This is a genomic window from Dactylosporangium sp. NPDC049742, assembly GCF_040674675.1.
GTDB lineage: Bacteria > Actinomycetota > Actinomycetes > Mycobacteriales > Micromonosporaceae > Dactylosporangium > Dactylosporangium maewongense.
In genome coordinates this window covers 146970-166190 of sequence record NZ_JBFANF010000016.1, presented here as the reverse complement: position 1 = coordinate 166190, position 19221 = coordinate 146970, and the positions used below count along the sequence as shown (strand labels likewise).

At 73.2% G+C, this 19221-nt stretch carries 18 protein-coding genes; 12 read left to right on the top strand and 6 right to left on the bottom strand.

What is annotated here, in order from left to right; genetic code table 11:
• Positions 1-19 precede the first annotated feature (19 nt).
• The 4 genes from AB0J72_RS21845 to AB0J72_RS21830 all read left to right on the top strand — a co-directional run bounded on the left by AB0J72_RS21845 (position 20) and on the right by AB0J72_RS21830 (position 3658).
• Positions 20-631, top strand: a complete 612-nt coding sequence (locus tag AB0J72_RS21845; RefSeq protein WP_363401398.1) for a hypothetical protein — start codon at positions 20-22, stop codon at positions 629-631.
• Between the two features lie 615 nt (positions 632-1246).
• The gene (locus AB0J72_RS21840) at positions 1247-1828 is read left to right on the top strand and encodes an XRE family transcriptional regulator (protein WP_363401440.1); all 582 of its coding nucleotides are present in this window, start codon (positions 1247-1249) and stop codon (positions 1826-1828) included.
• Positions 1828-3258, top strand: coding sequence for a pyridoxal-dependent decarboxylase (locus AB0J72_RS21835; RefSeq protein WP_363401396.1), 1431 nt, complete (start codon positions 1828-1830; stop codon positions 3256-3258). Before AB0J72_RS21840 ends, AB0J72_RS21835 begins: the two co-directional genes overlap by 1 nt.
• A gap of 103 nt (positions 3259-3361) precedes the next feature.
• Entirely contained in the window at positions 3362-3658 is a 297-nt protein-coding gene (locus tag AB0J72_RS21830) for an HAD-IA family hydrolase (RefSeq protein WP_363401394.1), read from the top strand.
• Here AB0J72_RS21830 and AB0J72_RS21825 read toward each other — a convergent pair.
• Positions 3611-4468, bottom strand: coding sequence for a hypothetical protein (locus AB0J72_RS21825; RefSeq protein ID WP_363401392.1), 858 nt, complete (start codon positions 4466-4468; stop codon positions 3611-3613). The two genes, AB0J72_RS21830 and AB0J72_RS21825, sit on opposite strands and share 48 nt — an antisense overlap.
• Positions 4469-4478: 10 nt before the next feature.
• Complete coding sequence (locus AB0J72_RS21820) at positions 4479-5453, bottom strand: aminoglycoside phosphotransferase (RefSeq protein WP_363401390.1); 975 nt, start codon at positions 5451-5453, stop codon at positions 4479-4481.
• 189 nt (positions 5454-5642) lie between these two features.
• On the opposite strand from AB0J72_RS21820, the gene AB0J72_RS21815 reads away from it, so the two are divergent.
• The 4 genes from AB0J72_RS21815 to AB0J72_RS21800 all read left to right on the top strand — a co-directional run bounded on the left by AB0J72_RS21815 (position 5643) and on the right by AB0J72_RS21800 (position 10461).
• Positions 5643-6350, top strand: a complete 708-nt coding sequence (locus AB0J72_RS21815; protein ID WP_363401388.1) for an NAD(P)H-binding protein — start codon at positions 5643-5645, stop codon at positions 6348-6350.
• Between the two features lie 41 nt (positions 6351-6391).
• Positions 6392-6994, top strand: coding sequence for an MBL fold metallo-hydrolase (locus AB0J72_RS21810; RefSeq protein WP_363401386.1), 603 nt, complete (start codon positions 6392-6394; stop codon positions 6992-6994).
• Positions 6995-7173: 179 nt separating this feature from the next.
• The gene (locus AB0J72_RS21805) at positions 7174-8844 is read left to right on the top strand and encodes a sigma-70 family RNA polymerase sigma factor (RefSeq protein ID WP_363401384.1); all 1671 of its coding nucleotides are present in this window, start codon (positions 7174-7176) and stop codon (positions 8842-8844) included.
• Positions 8845-8913: 69 nt separating this feature from the next.
• Positions 8914-10461, top strand: coding sequence for a polysaccharide deacetylase family protein (locus tag AB0J72_RS21800; protein WP_363401382.1), 1548 nt, complete (start codon positions 8914-8916; stop codon positions 10459-10461).
• Positions 10462-10595: 134 nt separating this feature from the next.
• Here AB0J72_RS21800 and AB0J72_RS21795 read toward each other — a convergent pair whose 3' ends face one another.
• Positions 10596-11405: a hypothetical protein gene (locus AB0J72_RS21795; RefSeq protein WP_363401380.1), complete on the bottom strand. Its 810-nt coding sequence runs from the start codon at positions 11403-11405 to the stop codon at positions 10596-10598.
• Between the two features lie 84 nt (positions 11406-11489).
• Between AB0J72_RS21795 and AB0J72_RS21790 the strand changes: the two genes are divergently transcribed.
• From AB0J72_RS21790 to AB0J72_RS21780, 3 genes are all read left to right on the top strand, one after another.
• The gene (locus tag AB0J72_RS21790) at positions 11490-12302 is read left to right on the top strand and encodes a phosphotransferase (protein WP_363401378.1); all 813 of its coding nucleotides are present in this window, start codon (positions 11490-11492) and stop codon (positions 12300-12302) included.
• Positions 12290-12892: a dihydrofolate reductase family protein gene (locus AB0J72_RS21785; RefSeq protein ID WP_363401376.1), complete on the top strand. Its 603-nt coding sequence runs from the start codon at positions 12290-12292 to the stop codon at positions 12890-12892. Before AB0J72_RS21790 ends, AB0J72_RS21785 begins: the two co-directional genes overlap by 13 nt.
• Before the next feature lie 220 nt (positions 12893-13112).
• Entirely contained in the window at positions 13113-13868 is a 756-nt protein-coding gene (locus AB0J72_RS21780) for a GNAT family N-acetyltransferase (RefSeq protein WP_363401374.1), read from the top strand.
• 46 nt (positions 13869-13914) lie between these two features.
• On the opposite strand, the gene AB0J72_RS21775 is transcribed toward AB0J72_RS21780, so the two are convergent.
• The 3 genes from AB0J72_RS21775 to AB0J72_RS21765 are packed head-to-tail and all read right to left on the bottom strand — an operon-like array spanning position 13915 to position 15044.
• Entirely contained in the window at positions 13915-14355 is a 441-nt protein-coding gene (locus tag AB0J72_RS21775) for a TIGR03618 family F420-dependent PPOX class oxidoreductase (protein WP_363401372.1), read from the bottom strand.
• A 27-nt stretch (positions 14356-14382) separates the two neighbouring features.
• Positions 14383-14742, bottom strand: a complete 360-nt coding sequence (locus AB0J72_RS21770; RefSeq protein WP_363401370.1) for a VOC family protein — start codon at positions 14740-14742, stop codon at positions 14383-14385.
• Positions 14739-15044, bottom strand: a complete 306-nt coding sequence (locus tag AB0J72_RS21765; RefSeq protein WP_363401368.1) for a metalloregulator ArsR/SmtB family transcription factor — start codon at positions 15042-15044, stop codon at positions 14739-14741. Before AB0J72_RS21765 ends, AB0J72_RS21770 begins: the two co-directional genes overlap by 4 nt.
• Positions 15045-15593: 549 nt before the next feature.
• Between AB0J72_RS21765 and AB0J72_RS21760 the strand changes: the two genes are divergently transcribed.
• Entirely contained in the window at positions 15594-19190 is a 3597-nt protein-coding gene (locus AB0J72_RS21760; protein ID WP_363401366.1) for an FG-GAP-like repeat-containing protein, read from the top strand.
• Positions 19191-19221: the final 31 nt, after the last annotated feature.

The following is a 19221-nucleotide window of genomic DNA, read 5'->3' as shown; positions in this document are numbered from 1 at the left end:
GGAGTTCCGGCTCACGCAGGTGGCCGACCCCCTCGTCCCCGCGGTGCGCAAGGCGGGCTTCACCCGCGAGGACGGCGTCTGGCTGAAGCGGTTCCCGGCGGACACCCCGCACCTGGACCGCGCCTGGGAAAACTTCGCCCGCCTGATCGTCATGATGCTTCGCCAGTCCGCCGGCCTGGACCCGGTCCCGTGGGACACCGCCCTCGACGAGGTCTGCCGCCGGCTCGACGCCGCAGGCGTCGACTGGTGGCTCACCGGCAGCGCCGCCCTCGCCGTCCGCGGCCTTCCGGTCACCCCGGGCGACCTCGACCTGGTCGTCTCCGCCGCCGACGCCCACCGCGTCGGCGACCTGCTGCTGGACGGCCTGATCGAGCCCGTCGCCCCGGCCGACTGGTTCTGCGACTGGTGGGGCAGGGCGATGCTCGGCGCCCGCGTGGAGTGGGTCGGCGGCGTCGGCCCCGCCGCCGACCAGCCCGCCCCGACCGACTTCGGCCCGACCGCCGCCGCCCACCTCGATCTCGTCCACTGGCGCGACCACGAGCTCCGCTTACCCCCGCTGCCCCTCCAGCGCGCCGTCAGCCTGCGCCGCGGCCTCCACGAGCGGGTCAAGCTGATCGACGCCATCGAGTGACCCGTGCCGCCACCCCGGCGGACGTGACCAGCCACCACGAGCAGCGGCGACGCCTGGGCGCCGTGGCCAGGGTTCCTACACCAACGGACCTCAAGGGCCCGCGATGTCATTGCACCCTGCCCTGCGCCGGGGCGGGAAGCCGTGTCCCGGCGTGTCATGTCCGTGCGGCTGTGCCACTCGCGCGAGGAGGTATCCGACCGATACCACCGACGCGCGGTGGGCAGTCCTCGGGCCGCCGCTGCCGGCGTCGGCTTGCCGCAACCCGAGCGGCGGCCGGTGGGCCGGCACCCCCAGCCCACCGCGGGGCGCATCGTCTCGCAGTCTGTGCACGAGACCGCCGAAGCAACCGTCCCGAACCGCGCGAGCGGCTCCGACCCGCACAAACGCGTCAACGGCCGCGTACGCCGCATCAGCGTCGACCCCCTCGGCCCATGACCCGCCGCCGAGCCCGACCAGCACCACCCATCACTACGGGCTGGACACAGGCTCCAGAGCGCACCCTCCCGGCGACGGCCGGTCGCACGGTCGTCGTGGCGCGTTCCTTGATAGTGGATACATCTCCGCTATAGTGGATTCGTGGCTGGTGGTGCTGGGTTCCTCTCCAGCGGGTTGTCGATGGCTGAGCTGGGGTTGCGGATACGGGCTCGGCGGCGTGCGCAAGGGCTTGCGCTGGAGCAGCTGGCCGAGCTGAGCGGCGTGAGCCGCAGCATGGTGTCGGATGTGGAGCGCGGCACGAAGACGCCGACCGTCCTGGTCCTGGACAGGCTTGCGACGGCGTTGGGCACGTCGATCTCCCGCCTGCTGGACGAGCCTGCCGGCAACGCGTTCGTGCTGCTGCGCAACGGACAACAACGGGTGGTCCGCGACCCGGCGGGGTGGGAGCGGCGCATCCTTTCGCCGGTGCTGCCCGGCGTCGAGTTCGAGTTCATGCGCACAGTGCTGGGACCCGGTGTCGACGCCGGGGAGTTCTCGCCGCACCGTCCGGGCTCGCGCGAATACGTGGCGGTCGAGTCGGGCCGTCTCACGCTCACGATCGACGGTCAGGCATCGACGCTGGAGGCAGGCGACTCGGTCTACTTCCCCGGCGACTGCCGGCACGCGTTCGCCAACAGCGGGGACGTCGAGTGCGTCTACTACCTGGTGATGGATCTCGGGCTGGCCGGGCCGCACGCGGCCCGGCCAGACGGGGAGCGGTGATGGACGAGCTGAGGCGGGTGGGCCGGCTCGCCGCCGACGTCACGGCCGATCATTTGAGTGGTGTCCGTGACCGGCCGGTCTGGCAACCGGTGACGGAGGCCGACCGTGCCTGGTTGATGGGTCAGGATCTGCCTTCGGCAGGGCGGCCGTTGACCGATCTGGTCCGCGACATCCGCACCCGCGTGCTGCCGTACCCGATGGGCAACGGTCATCCCCGGTTCTTCGGCTGGGTGAACTCCGCACCGTCCGCGGCCGGCGTGCTGGTCGCGCCGATCGCCGCCGCCCTGAACCCGAGCTGTGCCGGCGGCGACCACGCCGGCGTGCTCCTGGAGCACACCGTGCTGAGGTGGCTTGCCGACCTGGTCGGTTTCCCGCACCGTCCGGGCGGGGGACTGCTGACCAGTGGCGCCTCGATGGCGACCGTGGTCGCGCTGGCAGCCGCCCGGCAGCGCGCCGTGGGCCGGGACGGCGCCGACGTCCGTGAGGAAGGGCTCTACGGTCTCCCGCCGATGGTCCTGTACGTGTCCGCGGAGGGGCACAGCTGTCTGCGGAAGGCCGCCGAGCTGCTGGGTCTGGGCAGCCGTCACGTGCGGGTGGTGCCCGTGGACGGCGGGTTCCGCATGGACGTCGACGCGTTGCGGGCCTTGGTGACCCGTGACGCGCGGGCGGGGCTGCGACCGTTCTGCGTGGCGGCGAGCGCCGGCACCGTCAACACCGGCGCCGTCGACGCGTTGGACGAGATCGCGGACGTCGCCGCCGCCCACGGGCTCTGGTTCCATGTCGACGGCGCGTACGGCGCGCTCGGTGCGCTCGCCTCCGGCGCCGCGTCCGCCGGCTACGCGGGTATGGCGCGGGCCGACTCGCTCGTCCTGGATCCGCACAAGTGGCTCGGTGTGCCGGTCGACTGCGGATGCGTGCTCTGGCGGGATCCGGCGTTGACCCGGGCCACGTTCAGCCTCGTACCCGCCTACCTGCGCGACGACCACGAGGACGGGCCCGGATGGTTCTCCGAGTACGGCCCCGAGCAGACCCGCCCGTTCCGGGCGCTGCGGACCTGGGCCACCATGTCACACCTCGGCAGGGACGGCATCGTCCGGCTGGTCGGCACGACGGTCCGGCTCGCACACACCCTGGCCTCGATGATCGACGCCGCCCCCGACTTCGAGTTGCTCGCCCCGGTCAGCACCTCGATCGTCGCGTTCAGGTACCACCCCGCCGACCGGGACGACCGGCTGGATGACCTCAACCGCCGGATCCCCGCGATCGTCCAGCACCGCGGGCGCGCCTTCCTGACAGGCACCCGGCTGGCCGGGGCCGAGGCCCTTCGCGCCTGCCTGCTCAACCCGGCGACCACCGAAGACGACCTCGTCCTGCTGCTCGACGAGATCCGCGGCGCGGCGACCACCGCAACCGCCGAGATCCGCCCATGAGCACCGGGCACCTCGTCGTCGACCTCGGCGGTGTGGCGTTCCACTTCGATCACGCCCGCCGGCTCGACCGTTCACGAACACCGGACCGCTGGAAGAAGACGCGTTGACCCGCCGGTATCCCGACGTGTTCGCCCGGTTCGACCACCTGTTCTTCAGCCACCGCCTGCGCCACCGCAAGCCGGACCCGGCCGCCTTCACCGCGGTGGCCGCCCACCTCGGCGCACCCAGCGACGAGATCACCTTCATCGACGACAGCCCAGCGAACGTGGCTGCGGCCCCGAGGCCGGATGGCACAGCCACCAGTACCACGACGTGGCCCTTCTGCGACACGATCTCGCCGAAGCGGAGGTCGTCAATGGCCGCCGTGCAGCTCGGTGACGGTGACGCCGGTGGCGCGTAGGGCGGCGAGGTCGGCGGGTGGGAGGAGGGACAGCGGGGTCACCTGTAGGTGCTTGAGGTTGCGCAGGGACTCGATGCCACGCAGGGAGCGCAGGTCGAACTCGCCGGTCTCGCCGTCCCACTGGGGCCAGACGGCGTGCTGGATGTCGTAGCCGCCGCCGGTCCAGTGCAGCCGCTCGACGGAGTCCAGCTGCTGCTGGGTGAGCTCGATCGCGAGGACGCGGGTCAGGTTGGCGTCGTCCAGGGTGTACTCGTCGAACGGCTCGGGCAGGGGCAGCGGCACCCCGAGGAGGTCGAGGACGGCGAGCTTGAGGATCGGGTTGCCGAACGGCGCCGCGTCGCGGGCGGGCAGCAGCTGGTCGACGTGGACGCCGCGCGCGGCCAGCGCGACCAGCACGTCATGCTGCGCGGCGGGCGCCGGCACGTCGACGCGGGTGAGGCGCGGGCAGTCCAGCAGCGGCCGCAGGTCGGTGGCCGGGGTGACGCCGAGGCTGAGCAGGGCCAGCGAGGGCAGCTCCGTGAGCGGCGTGAGGTCGGGGACGGCCGACGCGGGCAGGTGCAGCACCCGCAGTTCGGGGAAGGCGGCGATGCCGTCCAGGCCGCGGATCACCGGGTCGGTGCCGGCGGGGACGGCGCTGCGCAGCAGGGCGTCCTCGGTCCAGCGGGCCTCGCCGACGCTCCCGGCGATCGGGGCCCGCAGCAGCTCCCCGTGGCGGGCCTGCCGGTCCTGGACGCTCTGCCGCGACAGCGACCCGCGCACGGGCGACGTGTAGTCGCATTCCAGCAGCGCCAGCCGCAGGCAGTCGTCCATGCGGGCAACGCTACTGGACGGCGGCGAGGGCCTTGACGATGTTGCGTTCGGCGAGGTCCAGCATGAAGTCGCGGCCCGGGAAGTCGGTGGCGGCGATCCGCAGCGGGCCTTCCACGAGCGAGAGGGTCTGCGCGTACTCGTACAGGCGCAACCGCCGCGGGTCGAGCTCGACGGGGCGCAGCGCGGGGTAGTCGTCGCCGAAGCGCAGCCGCAGGAACGCGTGCTCCCACTCGACGTCGAAGAACGTGAGTCCCTCGATGTCGATGACGACGGCCTCGCCCGCGGGGGTGACGAAGACGTGGTCGGGCCCGAGTTCGCCGTGGATCAGCGTGTACGACTGCCGCGCCGTCACCGCGCCGCGCAGCGCCCGCACGTGGGCGGCGATCCGGTCCCGGTGCGCGGAGAGCCGCCCGTCGAGCGCGGTAGCGGCGTCGAGGTGCGCCAGGGCCCGGTCGACGATGACGTCCTCGGCCGGTCGCTGCCCGGACCCGGTCGGGCCGAGCAGCCGCCCGTACCAGGAGGAGGTCGTCGTGTGCATGCGGCGCAGGGCGTCGCCGAGGGCTTCCAGCGGCGCCGCGGCGCCCGCCCGGTCGTCCCGCAGCAGCGTCTCGAGGCGCACCGCGCCGACGTCCTCGATGAGGGCCAGATCCGCGTCCAGGTGGTCGCAGGACCGGTCGAGCACGAGCAGGTGCGGCACCCTGACCCCGGCGCCGGTGAGCGCCGCGTGCGCGGCGGCGAACAGCTCGGCGCCCGACGCGTCGGTGAACGGGTCGTCCGGCACGGCCGACGGCGACGGCGGCCAGTAGTTCTCGCCGGCGGCCCAGACGTACAGGATCACGGCCTGACCGTCGTCGAGCCGGAGCCGGTACACGCCCTTCTTGGACCCGCCGGTCACCCGGTCCAGCGCCACCAGGCGCCGATCGGACCCGAACCGCGCCGCCACCAGGCCGCGCAGATCCTCCACCCGCAGAAACTCCCGCATCACGGCCCCCGTCCGTCCCCGCCGACCCGCCGACCCGCAATCGTGCCCGACCACCTCGCGGGCCGGCAACTCGATGACAGCCGGGGCGGTAGCCGTACACCACCTGCCGCAGCCGCCGCGTGAAGGCTCGTGTCACGGACGGGCCGGCCGTCTCGTCTCGGGTGTCGTAGGCCGAGCGAGCGGAGGGTCATCATGCGGGTGTCGAGGCGCCTGGCGGTGTTCGGCGCCAACGGGGCGACCGGGCGGGTACTGGTCGAGCAGGCGCTCACCGCGGGGCATCACGTCGCCGCGGTCGTGCGGCGGCCCGGCGAGTTCCCGCTGCGGCACGAGCGGCTCGAGGTGGTCGCCGCCGACGTCCTCGACGAGCGGGCCGTCGACGCCGCCGTCGCGGGCCGGGACGCGGTGCTGTCGGCGCTGGGGGTACGGGCCGGGAAGCAGCCGGTCAGCGTGTACTCGCGCGGCGCGGCCAACATCGTCGCCGCGATGCGGCGGCACGGGGTGCGGCGCGTGGTCGTGGTCACCTCCGCCGGCGTCGACCCGCGCCCGTACTCCGGCGGCGGGTTCCTGTTCAACCGGATCCTGCTGCCGTACCTGACGCGGGTCCTCGGCCGGACGCTGTACGACGACATGCGGCGGATGGAGGAGCTGCTGCGCGGCAGCGACGTCGACTGGACGGCCGTGCGGCCCAGCGGCCTGTTCCACCTGCCGGCGGCCACGGCGTACACGATGGTCGAGGGGTTCGCCGACGGCATGTACACCGCCCGCGAGGACCTGGCCGCCAGCATGCTCGCGCTGCTCGACGACGACCGGTTCGTGCGCACCGCGGTCAGCGTCGTCACCACCGAGGCGAACCCCGGGCTCCTGCAGTGGATCCGCAGCGAGGCGGCGGCCAGGCGTTGACCCGCCACGGCCACCCCGGCGCGCGTCGGTAGATTGCGCTGATGCGGCTCACCAAGTACGGCCACGCCTGCGTCCGCCTCGAGTCCGGCGACCTGGCCCTGGTGATCGACCCCGGCGTCTACTCCGATCCGGCGTGCCTGTCCGGCGCGACGGCCGTGCTCATCACGCACGAGCACGCCGACCACGTGGACGCGGCCGCCCTCGCCGCCCACCCGGACGTCACCGTCTACACCCATCCGGCGCTCGCCCCGTCGCTCGGGGCGGTCCCCGTGGAGGTCGGCGACACGTTCACCGCGGCGGGCTTCGATGTCCGCGTCGTCGGCGGCCGGCACGCCGAGATCATCGACGGGCTGCCCGGCTGCCCCAACGTCGGGTACATCGTCGACGGCGTCTACCACCCCGGCGACTCGCTCTTCGTGCCCGCGGAGCCGGTCGACACCCTGCTCGTCCCCGCGTCCGGGCCGTGGGTCAAGCTCGGCGAGGTCATCACGTTCGCCCGCGAGGTCCGGCCGGCCCGCGCGTTCCCGATCCACGACGTGAACCTCAGCGAGATCGGCCAGTCCCAGTTCGACGAATGGCTCGACGAGACCGCGGGCACCGCGTACGCCCGCATCCCCCTCGGCGCCTCGGCCGACCTCGCCTGAGCCCGGGCCCGGCGACTCGGAGACCCGGCGGCACCGGGCGGGCAAGGGCCGTGGCGTGCGGCGGTGGCGTGCGGCGGTGGCGTGCGGCGGTGGCGTGCGGCGGTGGCGTGCGGCCGTGGCGTGCGGCGGGGTTGCGCTGGCATGCTGGTCGCCTGACTGGACGGGCATCGGTGAGGCGGATGGGCAGGGCGGGCAGGAGGAAGGCGGCGCTGGTCGTCGCGGCCCAGGGCGGTGACGACCGGGCGCTCGACGGGCTCGTCGCGGCCCATCTGCCGCTGGTGTACTCGATCGTGCGGCGGGCGCTCGCCGGGCATCCGGCCGCCGTCGACGACGTCGTGCAGGACACGATGGTGCGGGCGCTGCGGCAGCTGCCGTCGGTGCGGGAGCCGGAGAGCTTCCGGGCCTGGATCGCGGCGATCGCCGTGCGACAGGCCGCCACGTTCCTGCACGGGGAGCGGGTCGCCGCCGGGCGGCGGGCGGCGCTGGACGACGTCGCCGGCGCGCCCGACGCCGGGGACTTCGAGGACCTCACCATGCTGCGGCTGGAGCTGGCGGCGCAGCGCCGGCAGGCTGGGCAGGCGGTGGCGTGGCTCGACCCCGACGACCGGCTGCTGTGGTCGCTCTGGTGGCTGGAGGTCGGCGAGGAGCTGAGCCGCGCCGAGCTCGCCGCCGCGCTCGGTGTGAGCGTCGCGCACGCCGCGGTGCGGGTGCAGCGCCTGCGCCGGCGCCTGGACCAGGCCCGCGCGCTGGTCGCCGCGCTCGACGCCCGGCCGCGGTGCCCCTGGCTGAGCACCGTCGTCGCCGACTGGGACGGCATCCCCGGCCCGTTGTGGCGCAAGCGGATCGGCCGGCACACCCGGTCCTGCGCCACGTGCGCGGGCGCCGCCGAGGACCTCGTGGACACGGAGCGGCTGCTGACCGGGCTCGCGCTGCTGCCCGTGCCGGTGACCCTCGCCGCCGCGCTCGCCGCCCGCGGCCTGCCGAGCACCGCATCGACCGCCACGTCCGCCGCCTGTTCGCCCGTACCGCCGGGTACGGGCGCCGCTCCGGGTGCGGGTGCGGGCGCTGCGCCGGGTGCGGGTGCGGGCGCTGCTCCGGGTGCGGGCGCCGCTCCCGGTACGGGTACAGGTGCCGCTCCTGCCGTAGGTACGGGCGCCCTTCTCGGCCCAGGTGCGGTTGGCGCCACGCCGCCCGCCGTCGTGGCCGGGCCGCCCGCCGCGGCCGGGTGGCTGGCGGGCGTCCCGGTCGCGAAGGTCGCGGCCGCCGTGACGGTCCTGGCCGGCGCCGCCGTCGCCGCCGTGGCCTGGCCCGGCCGCGCCGACACCCCGCCCCCGCCGGTGACCGCGCCGTCCCGGACACCCCCGCCGTCCCGGACACCCCCGCCGTCCCGGACACCCCCGCCGGAGTCCGCGCCGCCCGCCGCGCTGCGCCTCGGACCGGTGTCCCTGGAGTCCGGTGCCGTCCCCGGGCGGTACCTCGGCACGACCGGCCAACTGGGCGCCCTCGTCACCGCGACCGGCCCGGCGACGTTCGAAGTCGTGCCCGGCCTGTCCGACGCGGCGTGCTTCTCGTTCCGGTCGGCGAACGGGCAGTACCTGCGCCACCAGTCGTGGCGGCTCCGGCTGAGCCGCGACGAGGGCAGCTTCGTGTTCCGCGGCGACGCCACGTTCTGCGCGACCGCGACCGCGACCGCCACCGGCACCGCCACCGGCGAGGTGTTCCTGGAGTCCGCCAACTACCGCGGCCACTTCGTGCACCGCCAGGGTTACGAGCTGTGGGTCGACCAGGCGGACGGCAGCGCCGCGTTCCGCGCCGACAGCGCGTTCCGGGTGCGCCCGCCGCTGCCGTGAGCCCCGCGATCCCCTGGGATCCGGGCGAATCGGCGCCGGGCCGCGGGGCGGGCAACTACCGTCAGGACGGTGAGCTTGCGTGGCACGGTGGTCGCGATCGTCGTGTCGAGCGTGCTGCTGGCCGGGTGCGGCGCCGCGCCGAAACCGCCGGCCGGGACACCGTCAGGGCCGCCACCGTCCGGGGTGCTCGTCCTGTACGACACGACCGGGCCCTACGGTGACCTCGGCGAGCTGTACGCCGTCCAGGCCGGCAACCTCGCGTCCCACTTCGGGAAGTGGGAGGCCGCGCCGGTCACCAGGTACGCGAGGGGCAGCGCGGCACGGCACCGGCTGACGATCTACATCGGGTCGACGTACGACGAGCCGCTGCCCGACGCGTTCCTCGCCGACGTCGCCGGCGGCGCGCCCGTGCTGTGGCTGGGCGCGAACATCTGGCAGCTCATCGGCAAGTACGGGGGCACCGGCCTCAGCTCGGCGACCATCGACGAGACCGCCGTGTCGGCCGTCCGGTACCGCGGGACGGAGCTCACCCGCAACCCCGCCGCCGGCGCCATGGTCCGCATCGGCGTCGCACCCGACGCGAAGGCGGCGACCCTCGCCGGCGCCGTCCAGCCGGACGGTTCGGAGGCTCCCTATGCGGTACGGGTCGGCGCGCTCACGTACGTGACCGAGGTGCCGCTGACCTACGTGACGTTCGACGACCGGTACCTGGTCCTCGCCGACCTGCTGTACGCGCTGCTCGACCCGCAGACGCCGGACCGGCACCGGGCGCTGGTGCGCATCGAGGACGTCGGCCCGCACTCCGACCCGGCGCAGCTGCGCGCCATCGCCGACTTCCTGTCGGCCCGCAAGATCCCGTTCGCGGTGGCGGTGTTCGCGGTGTACGACGACTGGGCGGGCGTGTATTCCGGCGGCGTACCCGTACACCGGACGCTGAGCGGCACGCCCGCAGTCGTCGACGCGCTGCGGTACATGAGCGAACACGGCGGCACGCTCATCATGCACGGCTACACGCACGGCCTCGTCGGGGTCCGCAACCCGTACGGCGTCAGCGCCGAGGACTACGAGTTCTACCGCGCCCACGTCGACGACGCCGGCGTGGTCCAGCTGGACGGCCCGGTCCAGGACGACTCGCCGGAGTGGGCGCTCGGCCGGCTCACCGCGGCCCGCCAGGAGTGGACCGCGGCGGGCCTGCCGGTGCCGGACATCTGGGAGTTCCCGCACTACACGGCGAGCGCCACCGACTACCGGGCGATCGCCTCGGCGCCCGGCATCCGGGCCCGTTACGAGCAGGTCCTGTACTTCTCCGGCGTCCTGTCCGGCACGCCGGCCGGCACCCGGTCGGTCAGCCAGTACTTCCCGTACCGGGTGCAGGACGCCTACGGGACGCCGGTCATCCCCGAGACGCTCGGCAACGTCGCCACCCAGCGGTTCAACCAGCACGGCGTGCGGCTCGCCGCGGACCTGATCGCCTCCGCGCGCCGCCAGCTCGTCGTCCGCGACAACGTGGCGAGCTTCTTCTACCACCCGTTCCTCGGCCTGCAGTACCTGCCGGAGCTCGTCGACGGCATCCAGCAGCTGGGCTACACCTTCGTGCCGGCGACGTCACTCCTGTGAGGCGGGAGCCCACGCCTCGCCATCGACTCGTCGGCGCGGCGCTTCGGGTCGTGGAACTGCAGGGCCGAGCCACCGGATCGACCCGCGGACCCGGCTGAACGGCCGGACGGCAGCGCGCCCAGGGCCGGCCCGGGTCAGCCGGGAAGCAGGCGTCCGGCGATGGCGTGGGCGACGGTGTCGAGGCGTTCGGGGTTGCCGCGGATGGCCCAGCTCAGCTCGATGTGCAGGAACGGCGCGCCGATGTCGGCGGCGGCCCTGCCCTGGACGTTGGTGGTGCCTTCGAGCCGGCCGAGGGTGGCGGTCCAGGCGCGGCGGACGACGACGCCCGCCTCCTGCAGGCCTGCGGCTACGTCGCGGGCGAGCGGCGAGACGCGGCCCGCGCCGGTCGACACGACCGCCTGCGCGCCGGGAAGGTGCTTGTCGGCGAAGCCGTGCAGCTGCACCTGGCTCAGGCCGCCGCGGGCCAGCTCGGTCGCCAGGACGTGGAACATCGACCTGTCGTTGTGGGCGACGTCCGCGCCGCCGTTGCCGGCCATGCGGTGGGCGCCGGCCATGAGCAGGACGCTGCCGGGGACCATGCGGTGGAGGGCGACGCCGAGCCTGTCGGTGTTGATGTCGAAGCCGGGGTGCGGCACCTCGATGACGTAGCGCGGCGGCGCGGACCGGTCGGCGAGGACGAGACCCCAGGCCGGCCCGTAGGTCACGCTCATGGAGAACATGCTGTGGCGGCGTCCGGTCGCGGCGTCGACGCTGTGGGAGGAGTCGTACCCCAGACGGCCGAACGCGCCGTCGAGGTCCGTGACGTCGCCGGAACCCGCCAGCAGCAGCCGCGCGGCGGCCCGCCCCTGTGCCCGCTCGGCCTGGTCCGGGTCCCGGTAGGGCCCGTCACGGGACAGCAGCGCCGTGCGCTCCGCGACCACCGCCAGGAGGTCGTCGGACGGCACGGGCGCCCGCCCGGCATCAGGGCCACCACGACCGCGGGGCTGCACGGGACACTGTCCAAGACTATCCAACGATTGGAGCCCGGTATGCGAGAGCGCGCTCTGCGAGCCCTGCGGGCGCACGTTCCCGAGCTGGCCGACGTCGCGGTCACCGAGCTCGGCAGGGGCCTGGACAACACGGCGTTCCTCGCCGGCGGCCTGGTCCTCCGGGTTGCGGAGGCTGCCACGGTACGACGTGAGGCGGCGCTGCTCGACGCGCTGGCCGGACGGGTGTCGCTGCCTGTGCCGGCGGTGCGCTTCGCCGACGCGGAGACGGGTGTGCTGGCCTATCCGCTGCTGCCCGGCCGCCCGCTGCTGGGCCGGTCGGCGCCCGCCGCGCTGGCCGGGCCGATGGGGTGGTTCCTGCGCGAGCTGCACGCGATCGAGCCGGCCGACGTGCTCGGCCTGGTGCCGGTCGAGGACGCCGACCCGGCCGAGTGGCTGGAGGACCTCGACGGCCCGCCCGAGCTGCTGGACCGGCTGCACACCGGCGTCCCGGCGCCGGCGCCCCGCAGGGTCCTGGCCCACGCCGACCTGGGCGCCGAGCACATCCTGGAGCGGGACGGCACGGTCACCGGGGTCATCGACTGGACCGACGCGGCCGTCACCGACCCGGCGCTGGACTTCGCCCGGCTGTACCGCGACTTCGGCGCCGACTTCCTCGCCGCGGTGCTGGACGCCTACGGCGGCCCCACCGACCCCGCGTTCGGCGAGCGGGTCGTGTTCTTCGCCCGGTGCGCGGCGCTGGAGGACATCGCGTACGGCGTACCCGAGTACGTGCGAGCCGCCCAACGCTTTCTGTCAGTTGACGCTAACGTCGGTGATGACCTGGCAGGAGGAGCGTGGGCATGGGACACGTGAAGATGGGCGCGGTGGTGTCGCTGGACGGGTTCATCGCCCGCGACGACGACACCGTCGGGCCGCTGTTCGACTGGTTCGGCAACGGCGACGCCGAGTGGCGGTGGTCGCCGCGGCAGGACGAGCCGTGCCGCACCACCCTGGCGTCGAAGTACTTCGTCCAGTCCGTCTACCCGAACATCGGCGCGGTCGTGATCGGGCGGCGCCTGTTCGACCTGACGGACGGGTGGGGCGGCGTCCCACCCGCGGGTGAGCACGTCTTCGTCGTCACCCACACGCCGCCGACCGGCTGGAAGCACGCGGACACCGCGCCGTTCACGTTCGTGACGGGTGGCGTCGCGGCCGCGATCGAACAGGCCCAGGAGCTGGCCGGCCCCGACCGGATCGTCGACGTCGCGGCCGGGCAGATCGGCGGGCAGGCGCTGCGCCTCGGCCTGATCGAGCAGATCGTGCTGCACGTGGTGCCGGTCGTGTTCGGCTCGGGCCGCCCGTTCTTCGGCGGCGCCGGCACCGGCGACCCCATCACCCTCGGCAACCCGTCCCGCATCGTGCAGGGCGACCGCGTCACCCACCTGCTGTACGACGTCGCTTGACAGCGGGCCGCGGGCTGGGTTCGCTTGACAGCGCGGCCCGGGATGGGGGACTGTGGCAGTCGGCCACGCAGACGGCGTGGACAGTGGTGCACGAAGGACTGAAGCCTGTGATCCGGGTAGGCCGAGCGGCCGCCTGAGCGTCGATGTGACGACGCGTGCGTTGGGCGGCCCCATGCGTTGTTCGCCCATCGTTGGTCTTCTCACGTCTTGAGGTATCACCGTGTCCTTGGATGCCCGCATCCAGCAGTCCGTCGTCGTCAACCTCTCCAGCCGCCCCGCACCCGTGCGGGTCGGGCCGTTCGTGATCGGGGTCGACCCGACGACGGCGAGCCCCAGCATCAACTACGCCACCCCGCGCCCCGACGCCCCGATCACCGCCGGCGACGTCGCCGACCTGGTCGCGGCGTTCCGGGCCGCCGACCGCACGCCGCGGTTGGAGTACGTCACCGGCTGCGCCCCGTCGCTGGAAGGGCTGCTGCGCGCCGCCGGTTTCGTGGTCGAGGCGCGGCACACGTACCTGTGCTGCCGCCCGTCGACGCTGCGGACGCCCGCCGTGCCCGACCCGTACCAGCTGCGGACACCGGACACCGACGAGCTGCTCGCGGCGCTGATCGGCGCGCAGAACGCCGCCTTCGGCGCGGAGCCCGTCGCGTCCCCGGCGGATGTTGCCCGGGTCCGCCGCCTGCAGGCCGCCGGCGGCGTCGCCGTCATGGCCGTCACCGGCGACGAGTGCGCGGGCGGCGGCCAGGCGGTCCCACCCGCCGACGGGGTGAGCGAGGTCGCCGGGATCGCCGTGTGTACGCCACACCGCCGCCGCGGCCTCGCCGGTGCCATCACCGCCGACGTGACGGCCCGCCTCTTCGCGTCCGGGGTGGACCTCGCCTGGCTGGAGGCCTCCGGCGAGGACTCCTGGCGCGTCTACACCCGCGTCGGCTACGAGCGTGCCGGCGAACGGCTGTACATGACGATGACCTGATCGCAACCCCAGCGGCGGTCCTGGCCTGCGCCGGGGCCGCCACCGGTCAGGGGTTGGTGGCGAAGCGCTCGGGGCGGATCAGGACGGCGACGCGACGGTCCTCCAGCATCGCCCGGTCGTACTCGTCGAGGTCCGGGTGCACGCCGCCGGCGGCGTGGTAGACGTCGCGCAGCAGCAGCCTGAGCGGCTCGGCGCCCACCTCGGGCCCGACGACCTCGGCGGCCCCGGCCACCGAGATCCACTCCCAGCCGGCCCGGAAGACGAGCGTCGCCCGCGGGTGACCGGCCAGGTTCCGCAGCTTGGCCGTGTCACCCCGGGAAACCAGCGCGACGACCGGCTCACCGGTGCCCGGGTGCGGCAGGACGCCGGCGTTGACGACCGACGTCGACGCCTCACCGTCCGGCCTGATCGTCACCAGCACGGCCAGCCAGTGCTCCCGCCCGGCCAGCTCCGCCACCCGCCGCAGCCCCGCCTCGATCGTCGTCATGCCGCCACCCTAACCACCGCCGCCGGCTCAGGCGCCCGCATCGTAGGCGTGCAGGCCGAGCAGGACACCGGCCGGATCGGTGATGTAGCAGCCGTGACCGAGACCCGGCAGGGTGAACGGCTCGACGACGACCGTGCCCCCGTGGGCGCGGACCACCTCGAGGGTCTTCGGCAGGTCGTCGACCCGGATCACCGGCACGGTCCGCGGCTGCCCGTCGCGGGAGGCGAGCAACCCGGTGTCGACCCCGGCCCCGTCCCCATGTGGCGCGACGAGATAGTCGGCCGCGGCGAACGGCTGCGCGTGCCACCCGAACGCCGCCGCCATGAACGCGTTCGTAGCGGCGAGGTCCGGGCTGTTGATCTCGACGTAGGTGACGGGCTGGGTCATGTGGGCTCCTCAGGTCGCAGTGTCGGTGCGTGCGCGTGGCGGCCGGCCAGGTCACGGGTCCAGGCGCCGATCGTGTCGAGCGGCCCGGTCAGCAGCTCGTGCCACCGGTGCCGCCCGCGCGTCTCGGCCCGCACGAGCCCGGCGTCGAGCAGCACCCGCAGATGCTGCGACACCGCCGGCCGGCTGATCGGAAAAAGCTCGGCCAGCTGCCCGGTCGTCGCCGGCCCCAACGCCAGCCGCTGCAGCATGGCCCGCCGGGTCGGATCAGCAACCGCCGCGAGGGTGATGTCAAGGTCAGTCATTGGTAAGTCAAAACTTACGCGTTCCTACCCCGCCGCGCCACCCCTTGCGTCGGCGCATCACGACCTGCGCGGACGGGAGGAGTTCGAGGCGCCGGCCGCGGAGCCTGGGCCGTCGGGCGCGTCATGCGGCCGTCGGTCTGCCCGCCGGGACCGCGTTCGTGAGCGCCGTCTGCGTCGTGATCCCGGCGCGCGGAATCCGACGAATCCATGTGCCCGAATTGACGGGATCACCGCCAGTGAATTTGTGTGAAGGTTCGCCACGCGGTTTCGGTCGCCGTAGGTGATCTTGGCTGGTCGATGGGCGTCCTGACGGGCCGGCCAGCGTGACGGGCTGTGTTCCCTGCCTGCCAACGGGTTCGAAGCCCGTTGCGCGGGTGTGTCGCGCTGCCGTAGGTTGCCGAGGTCTTTCAGCGATTACGGGGGATCGATGTGACCGGCAGGTCGTCTTTTGGTGTGCGCAGAATCGTTTCTTCGGCGATTGTGGCCGGTCTGCTGACGTCGGTGCTGCAGGTTGTCGGCGTCGGTTCCGCTGGTGCGCAGGTGCCGTGTGTGGCGTCGCGCAACGATGTCGCGGCGGCGCTGGCGTCGGCGAAGGCGTGTGGTGGTGCGGTCGAGGCGATCGACCGGCGGACCCCGACGTCCCGGACCGTCATCGGGAAGAACGGCACTGCGACCGTCGAGCATCATGTGAGCCCGCGCTGGGTGCGCCGGGCCGACGGCTCCTGGACGGACCTCGATACGACGCTGCGGTTCGATGGCGGCACTCTGGCGGCCGCGGCGACGCTGCTGCCGGTGACGTTCTCGCCCGGCGGGTCGGGACCTCTGGCGACGCTGACCGACGGCGGCCGGAAGCTGGCGATGACGTGGCCGGGCCGGGCGTTGCCGAAGCCGGTGTTGTCCGGTGCGACCGCGACGTATGCCGAGGTGCTGCCGGGCGTGGATCTGCGGCTGACGGCGCTGGCGGAGGGGTTCTCCGAGGTGCTGGTGGTGCATTCGGCGCAGGCTGCGGCGAACCCGGCGCTGGCGCAGTTGTCGTTCGGGTTGCAGACGACCGGGGTGACGCTGGGCACCGACGCGGACGGCGGCGTGCACGCGAAGGACGAGCGCGGCGCTGTGGTGTTCTCCTCGCCGCGGGCGACGATGTGGGACACCGCCGACGCGGTGGTGAACGAGCGGACCGAGATCCGGTCGGCGCAGTCGCAGACCGCTGGTCGTGCGGCGCCGCGGGTCCGGGCGATGGGTGAGACCCTGACCGGCAGCACGCTGAAGATCGTTCCTGACAAGGGTTTCCTGACCGATCCCGCGACGCGGTATCCGGTGTACATCGATCCGACGTTCACCGGGAACAAGGCGAGCAACGCGTGGGCGGTGGTGGCGTCGCGGTCGGACCTGGCCGGGTCGAAGTTCTGGCAGACGACGTTCATGTCCAACAGCGCGACGTACGGTGACGCGGGTTCGGGTCTGACGTGTGACAACTTCACCGGGAACACCTGCACCAGTCCGACGTACAGTGTGCGGTCGTTGTTCCGGATGGAGACGTACGGCGCGGCCGGCGCGACGGTGCAGAGTTCGAACTTCGAGATCCTGCAGAAGTGGTCGTGGACGTGCAACCCGGCGTCGGACGCGAAGCTGTGGATCGTCGGCGGGTTCGACAGCAATACGACGTGGAACAACCAGCCGGCGTGGGACGGCGGGCACACCGCGACCGTGCCAGCCAACCGCGCAGTGGGTTCCCCGGCCGGCTGCGCGAACGCGGGCACGGTCAGCTTCGACACGACGTCGATGGTGCAGTACGCCATCGGTCAGGGCTGGACGTCCCTCAGCGTAGGGCTGCGGGCGGTCAGTGAAGGTACGAACCTGCAGTGGAAGCGGTTCGATCAGAGCACGGCGGTGCTGCACATCCAGTACGACCACGCGCCGTCCGCGCCCGCCCTGGCGGATCTGAAGGTCGGTGACAACGCGCTGACCAGCTGCGGTGTGTCGGCGAGCGCGCCGACGCGGGTGAACACCACGAACGGGTTGAAGCTCAACGCGATCCTCAACGATGCCGACGCCGCCCAGGGTGACCTGGTCAAGGCGGAGTGGGCGGTCACCGGTGTCGCGGCGCAGCACGTGCCGGCGGCCGAGACGGCCGGGCTGACGTCCGGGTCCAACCATCAGGCGACCATCCCGGCGGCCGCGTTCACCAACGGCGCGGCGGTGTCGTGGCGGGTGCGTGGGGTCGACACCGACAGCAGCATGGCGGGTGGCTGGAGTCCGTGGTGTTACGTGCTGGTGGACAACACCGCGCCGAGCCCGCCCGGCATCGCCAGCACCGACCTCGCGTTGCGTGTCGGTGGCGGCATCGTGCCCGGCGCGGCGGCGACCGCGGTGGTCGGCCGCAGCACGACGGTGACGTTCACGCCGAACGCCGCGGATGCCGGGTCGATCGTCGGGTACCGCTACGGCGTCGCCGCGGACATGGACGCGGAGCCGACGATCTGGTTGCCGGCGAATCTGGGCAGCACTGTGACGGCCGCGGTGGTGCCGTTGCAGGCGGTGTTCTACAACAGCATTGTCGTGACGGCGGTGAAGGCTGACGGCACGGCGGGCACGAACACGTCCGCGCGGTTCCGGGCCAACCCGGGCACGGTGACCCCGGCGGTTGCCGGTGACGCGACCGGTGACGGGCGCGCCGACCTGACCGCGTTGTCCGACGTCGGCGGTGGCAAGAGCGCGTTGTGGCGGTGGGACTCGACCGCCACCGGTTCGGGGCTGAACGCGCCGCTCGCGCCGCAGGGCAACGCGGGTGTCTTCACCAACGGGCAGAGCCTGACGGTGCCGGGGGACTTCGACGCCGACGGCCTGTCCGACACGGCGGTGTTCGCACAGTCCGGCTCGGACGTGACCGTCGCGGTGCAGCGCTCCGACGCCAACCGGCTGCTGACCCAGCCGGTGTCGCTGACGATGTCCGGGTGGACGATCGCCAAGATGAAGCCGGTCGGCGGTGACTTCAACGCCGACGGCAAGGCCGACCTCGCCGTCGGCTACGACCTGGGCAACGGTAACTGGAGCATCAACGTCCTGCTGTCGACGTCGACGCCGGGTGCGGTGAGCTTCGCGGCGCCGGTGGCATGGTTCCAGTACCCGGCTGGTGCGTCGGACCCGACGCGCGTGAAGCTGCTGTCCGGGGACTTCAACGGTGACGGGCGCACCGACATCGCCCAGTTCTTCGATTACGGCGCCGCCCAGACGAAGCTGTGGGTGCACTGGGCGCAGACCAACTCCACGTTCGGCAGCCCGATCCTGCAATGGGACTCCGGACCCGGCTACTGGTACTGGTCCGACAGCAACTTCGTCGCCGGCGACTTCACCGGCGACGGCAAGACCGACATCGCTGCGATCGTGGCACCGAACCACACGTTCAACGGCACGACCGCGACCGCGACATTCTTGGCCAAGACCGACGGGACCGGCGTCAACGGTCCGGTCGTCCAATGGAACTCGGGTGCGAACGCCTGGGACTGGGCCAAGGTCACCGGCTACCCCGGCGACTTCGACGGCGACGGCAAGACCGACCTCGGCCTGCTGTACCGGTGCTGCGGCCCCTACCAGGCGCAGGTGTGGATCTCCACGTCGACCGGCACCAACCTGCCTGAACCGGTCAGGGCCAGCACCGGCGGCATCGGACCCGTCGGCAGTGCGTCGGTCGTCCTCGGACCCGGCAGATACCAGCTGGTCAACGCCGCCTCGCAGACCTGCGCCTCGTTGGCGCTCTCGCCAGGGGGCCCGCCTGTCAACGGCCAGCCGTGCGCCGCCACCGACTCCGTGCAGAAGTTCACCTTCACGCCGCACAGCCCGCAGTACGTGTCGATCCATTCGGTGGGGATGGTGATGTCGTGTCTCGCCGGCTCCGGAATCGCCGACAGCACTGCGGTGGGCTACGGCCCTTGCGAGGGAGTCGAAACGTGGCCGACGCCGGCCCAGTACTGGACCGTCGAGTACGTCTCCGGCGCACCCTCGGCCGCGGTCGTCAGGCTCATCGCCCTGCCGTCCGGCAAGTGTCTCAACCTCGACGGCGCGCTCGCCGCCCCGTTCACGCCCATCTCCCAGCGGACCTGCGACAGCCAGCCGGCTCAGCAGTGGCTGCTGCGGCCAGTCGCCTGACCGCCACCACCGGCACGGAGGAGTTGAATTG

What these genes read in the sequence shown, in the direction of transcription:
- AB0J72_RS21840 (WP_363401440.1), top strand. Translation starts at nt 1,247, where the DNA reads ATGGCTGAGCTGGGGTTGCGGATACGGGCTCGGCGGCGTGCGCAAGGG.
- AB0J72_RS21785 (WP_363401376.1), top strand. Translation starts at nt 12,290, where the DNA reads ATGGGACACGTGAAGATGGGCGCGGTGGTGTCGCTGGACGGGTTCATC.
- AB0J72_RS21825 (WP_363401392.1), bottom strand. Translation starts at nt 4,468, where the DNA reads ATGGACGACTGCCTGCGGCTGGCGCTGCTGGAATGCGACTACACGTCG.
- AB0J72_RS21835 (WP_363401396.1), top strand. Translation starts at nt 1,828, where the DNA reads ATGGACGAGCTGAGGCGGGTGGGCCGGCTCGCCGCCGACGTCACGGCC.
- AB0J72_RS21810 (WP_363401386.1), top strand. Translation starts at nt 6,392, where the DNA reads ATGCGGCTCACCAAGTACGGCCACGCCTGCGTCCGCCTCGAGTCCGGC.
- AB0J72_RS21765 (WP_363401368.1), bottom strand. Translation starts at nt 15,044, where the DNA reads ATGACTGACCTTGACATCACCCTCGCGGCGGTTGCTGATCCGACCCGG.
- AB0J72_RS21770 (WP_363401370.1), bottom strand. Translation starts at nt 14,742, where the DNA reads ATGACCCAGCCCGTCACCTACGTCGAGATCAACAGCCCGGACCTCGCC.
- AB0J72_RS21790 (WP_363401378.1), top strand. Translation starts at nt 11,490, where the DNA reads ATGCGAGAGCGCGCTCTGCGAGCCCTGCGGGCGCACGTTCCCGAGCTG.
- AB0J72_RS21775 (WP_363401372.1), bottom strand. Translation starts at nt 14,355, where the DNA reads ATGACGACGATCGAGGCGGGGCTGCGGCGGGTGGCGGAGCTGGCCGGG.
- AB0J72_RS21805 (WP_363401384.1), top strand. Translation starts at nt 7,174, where the DNA reads ATGGGCAGGGCGGGCAGGAGGAAGGCGGCGCTGGTCGTCGCGGCCCAG.
- AB0J72_RS21815 (WP_363401388.1), top strand. Translation starts at nt 5,643, where the DNA reads ATGCGGGTGTCGAGGCGCCTGGCGGTGTTCGGCGCCAACGGGGCGACC.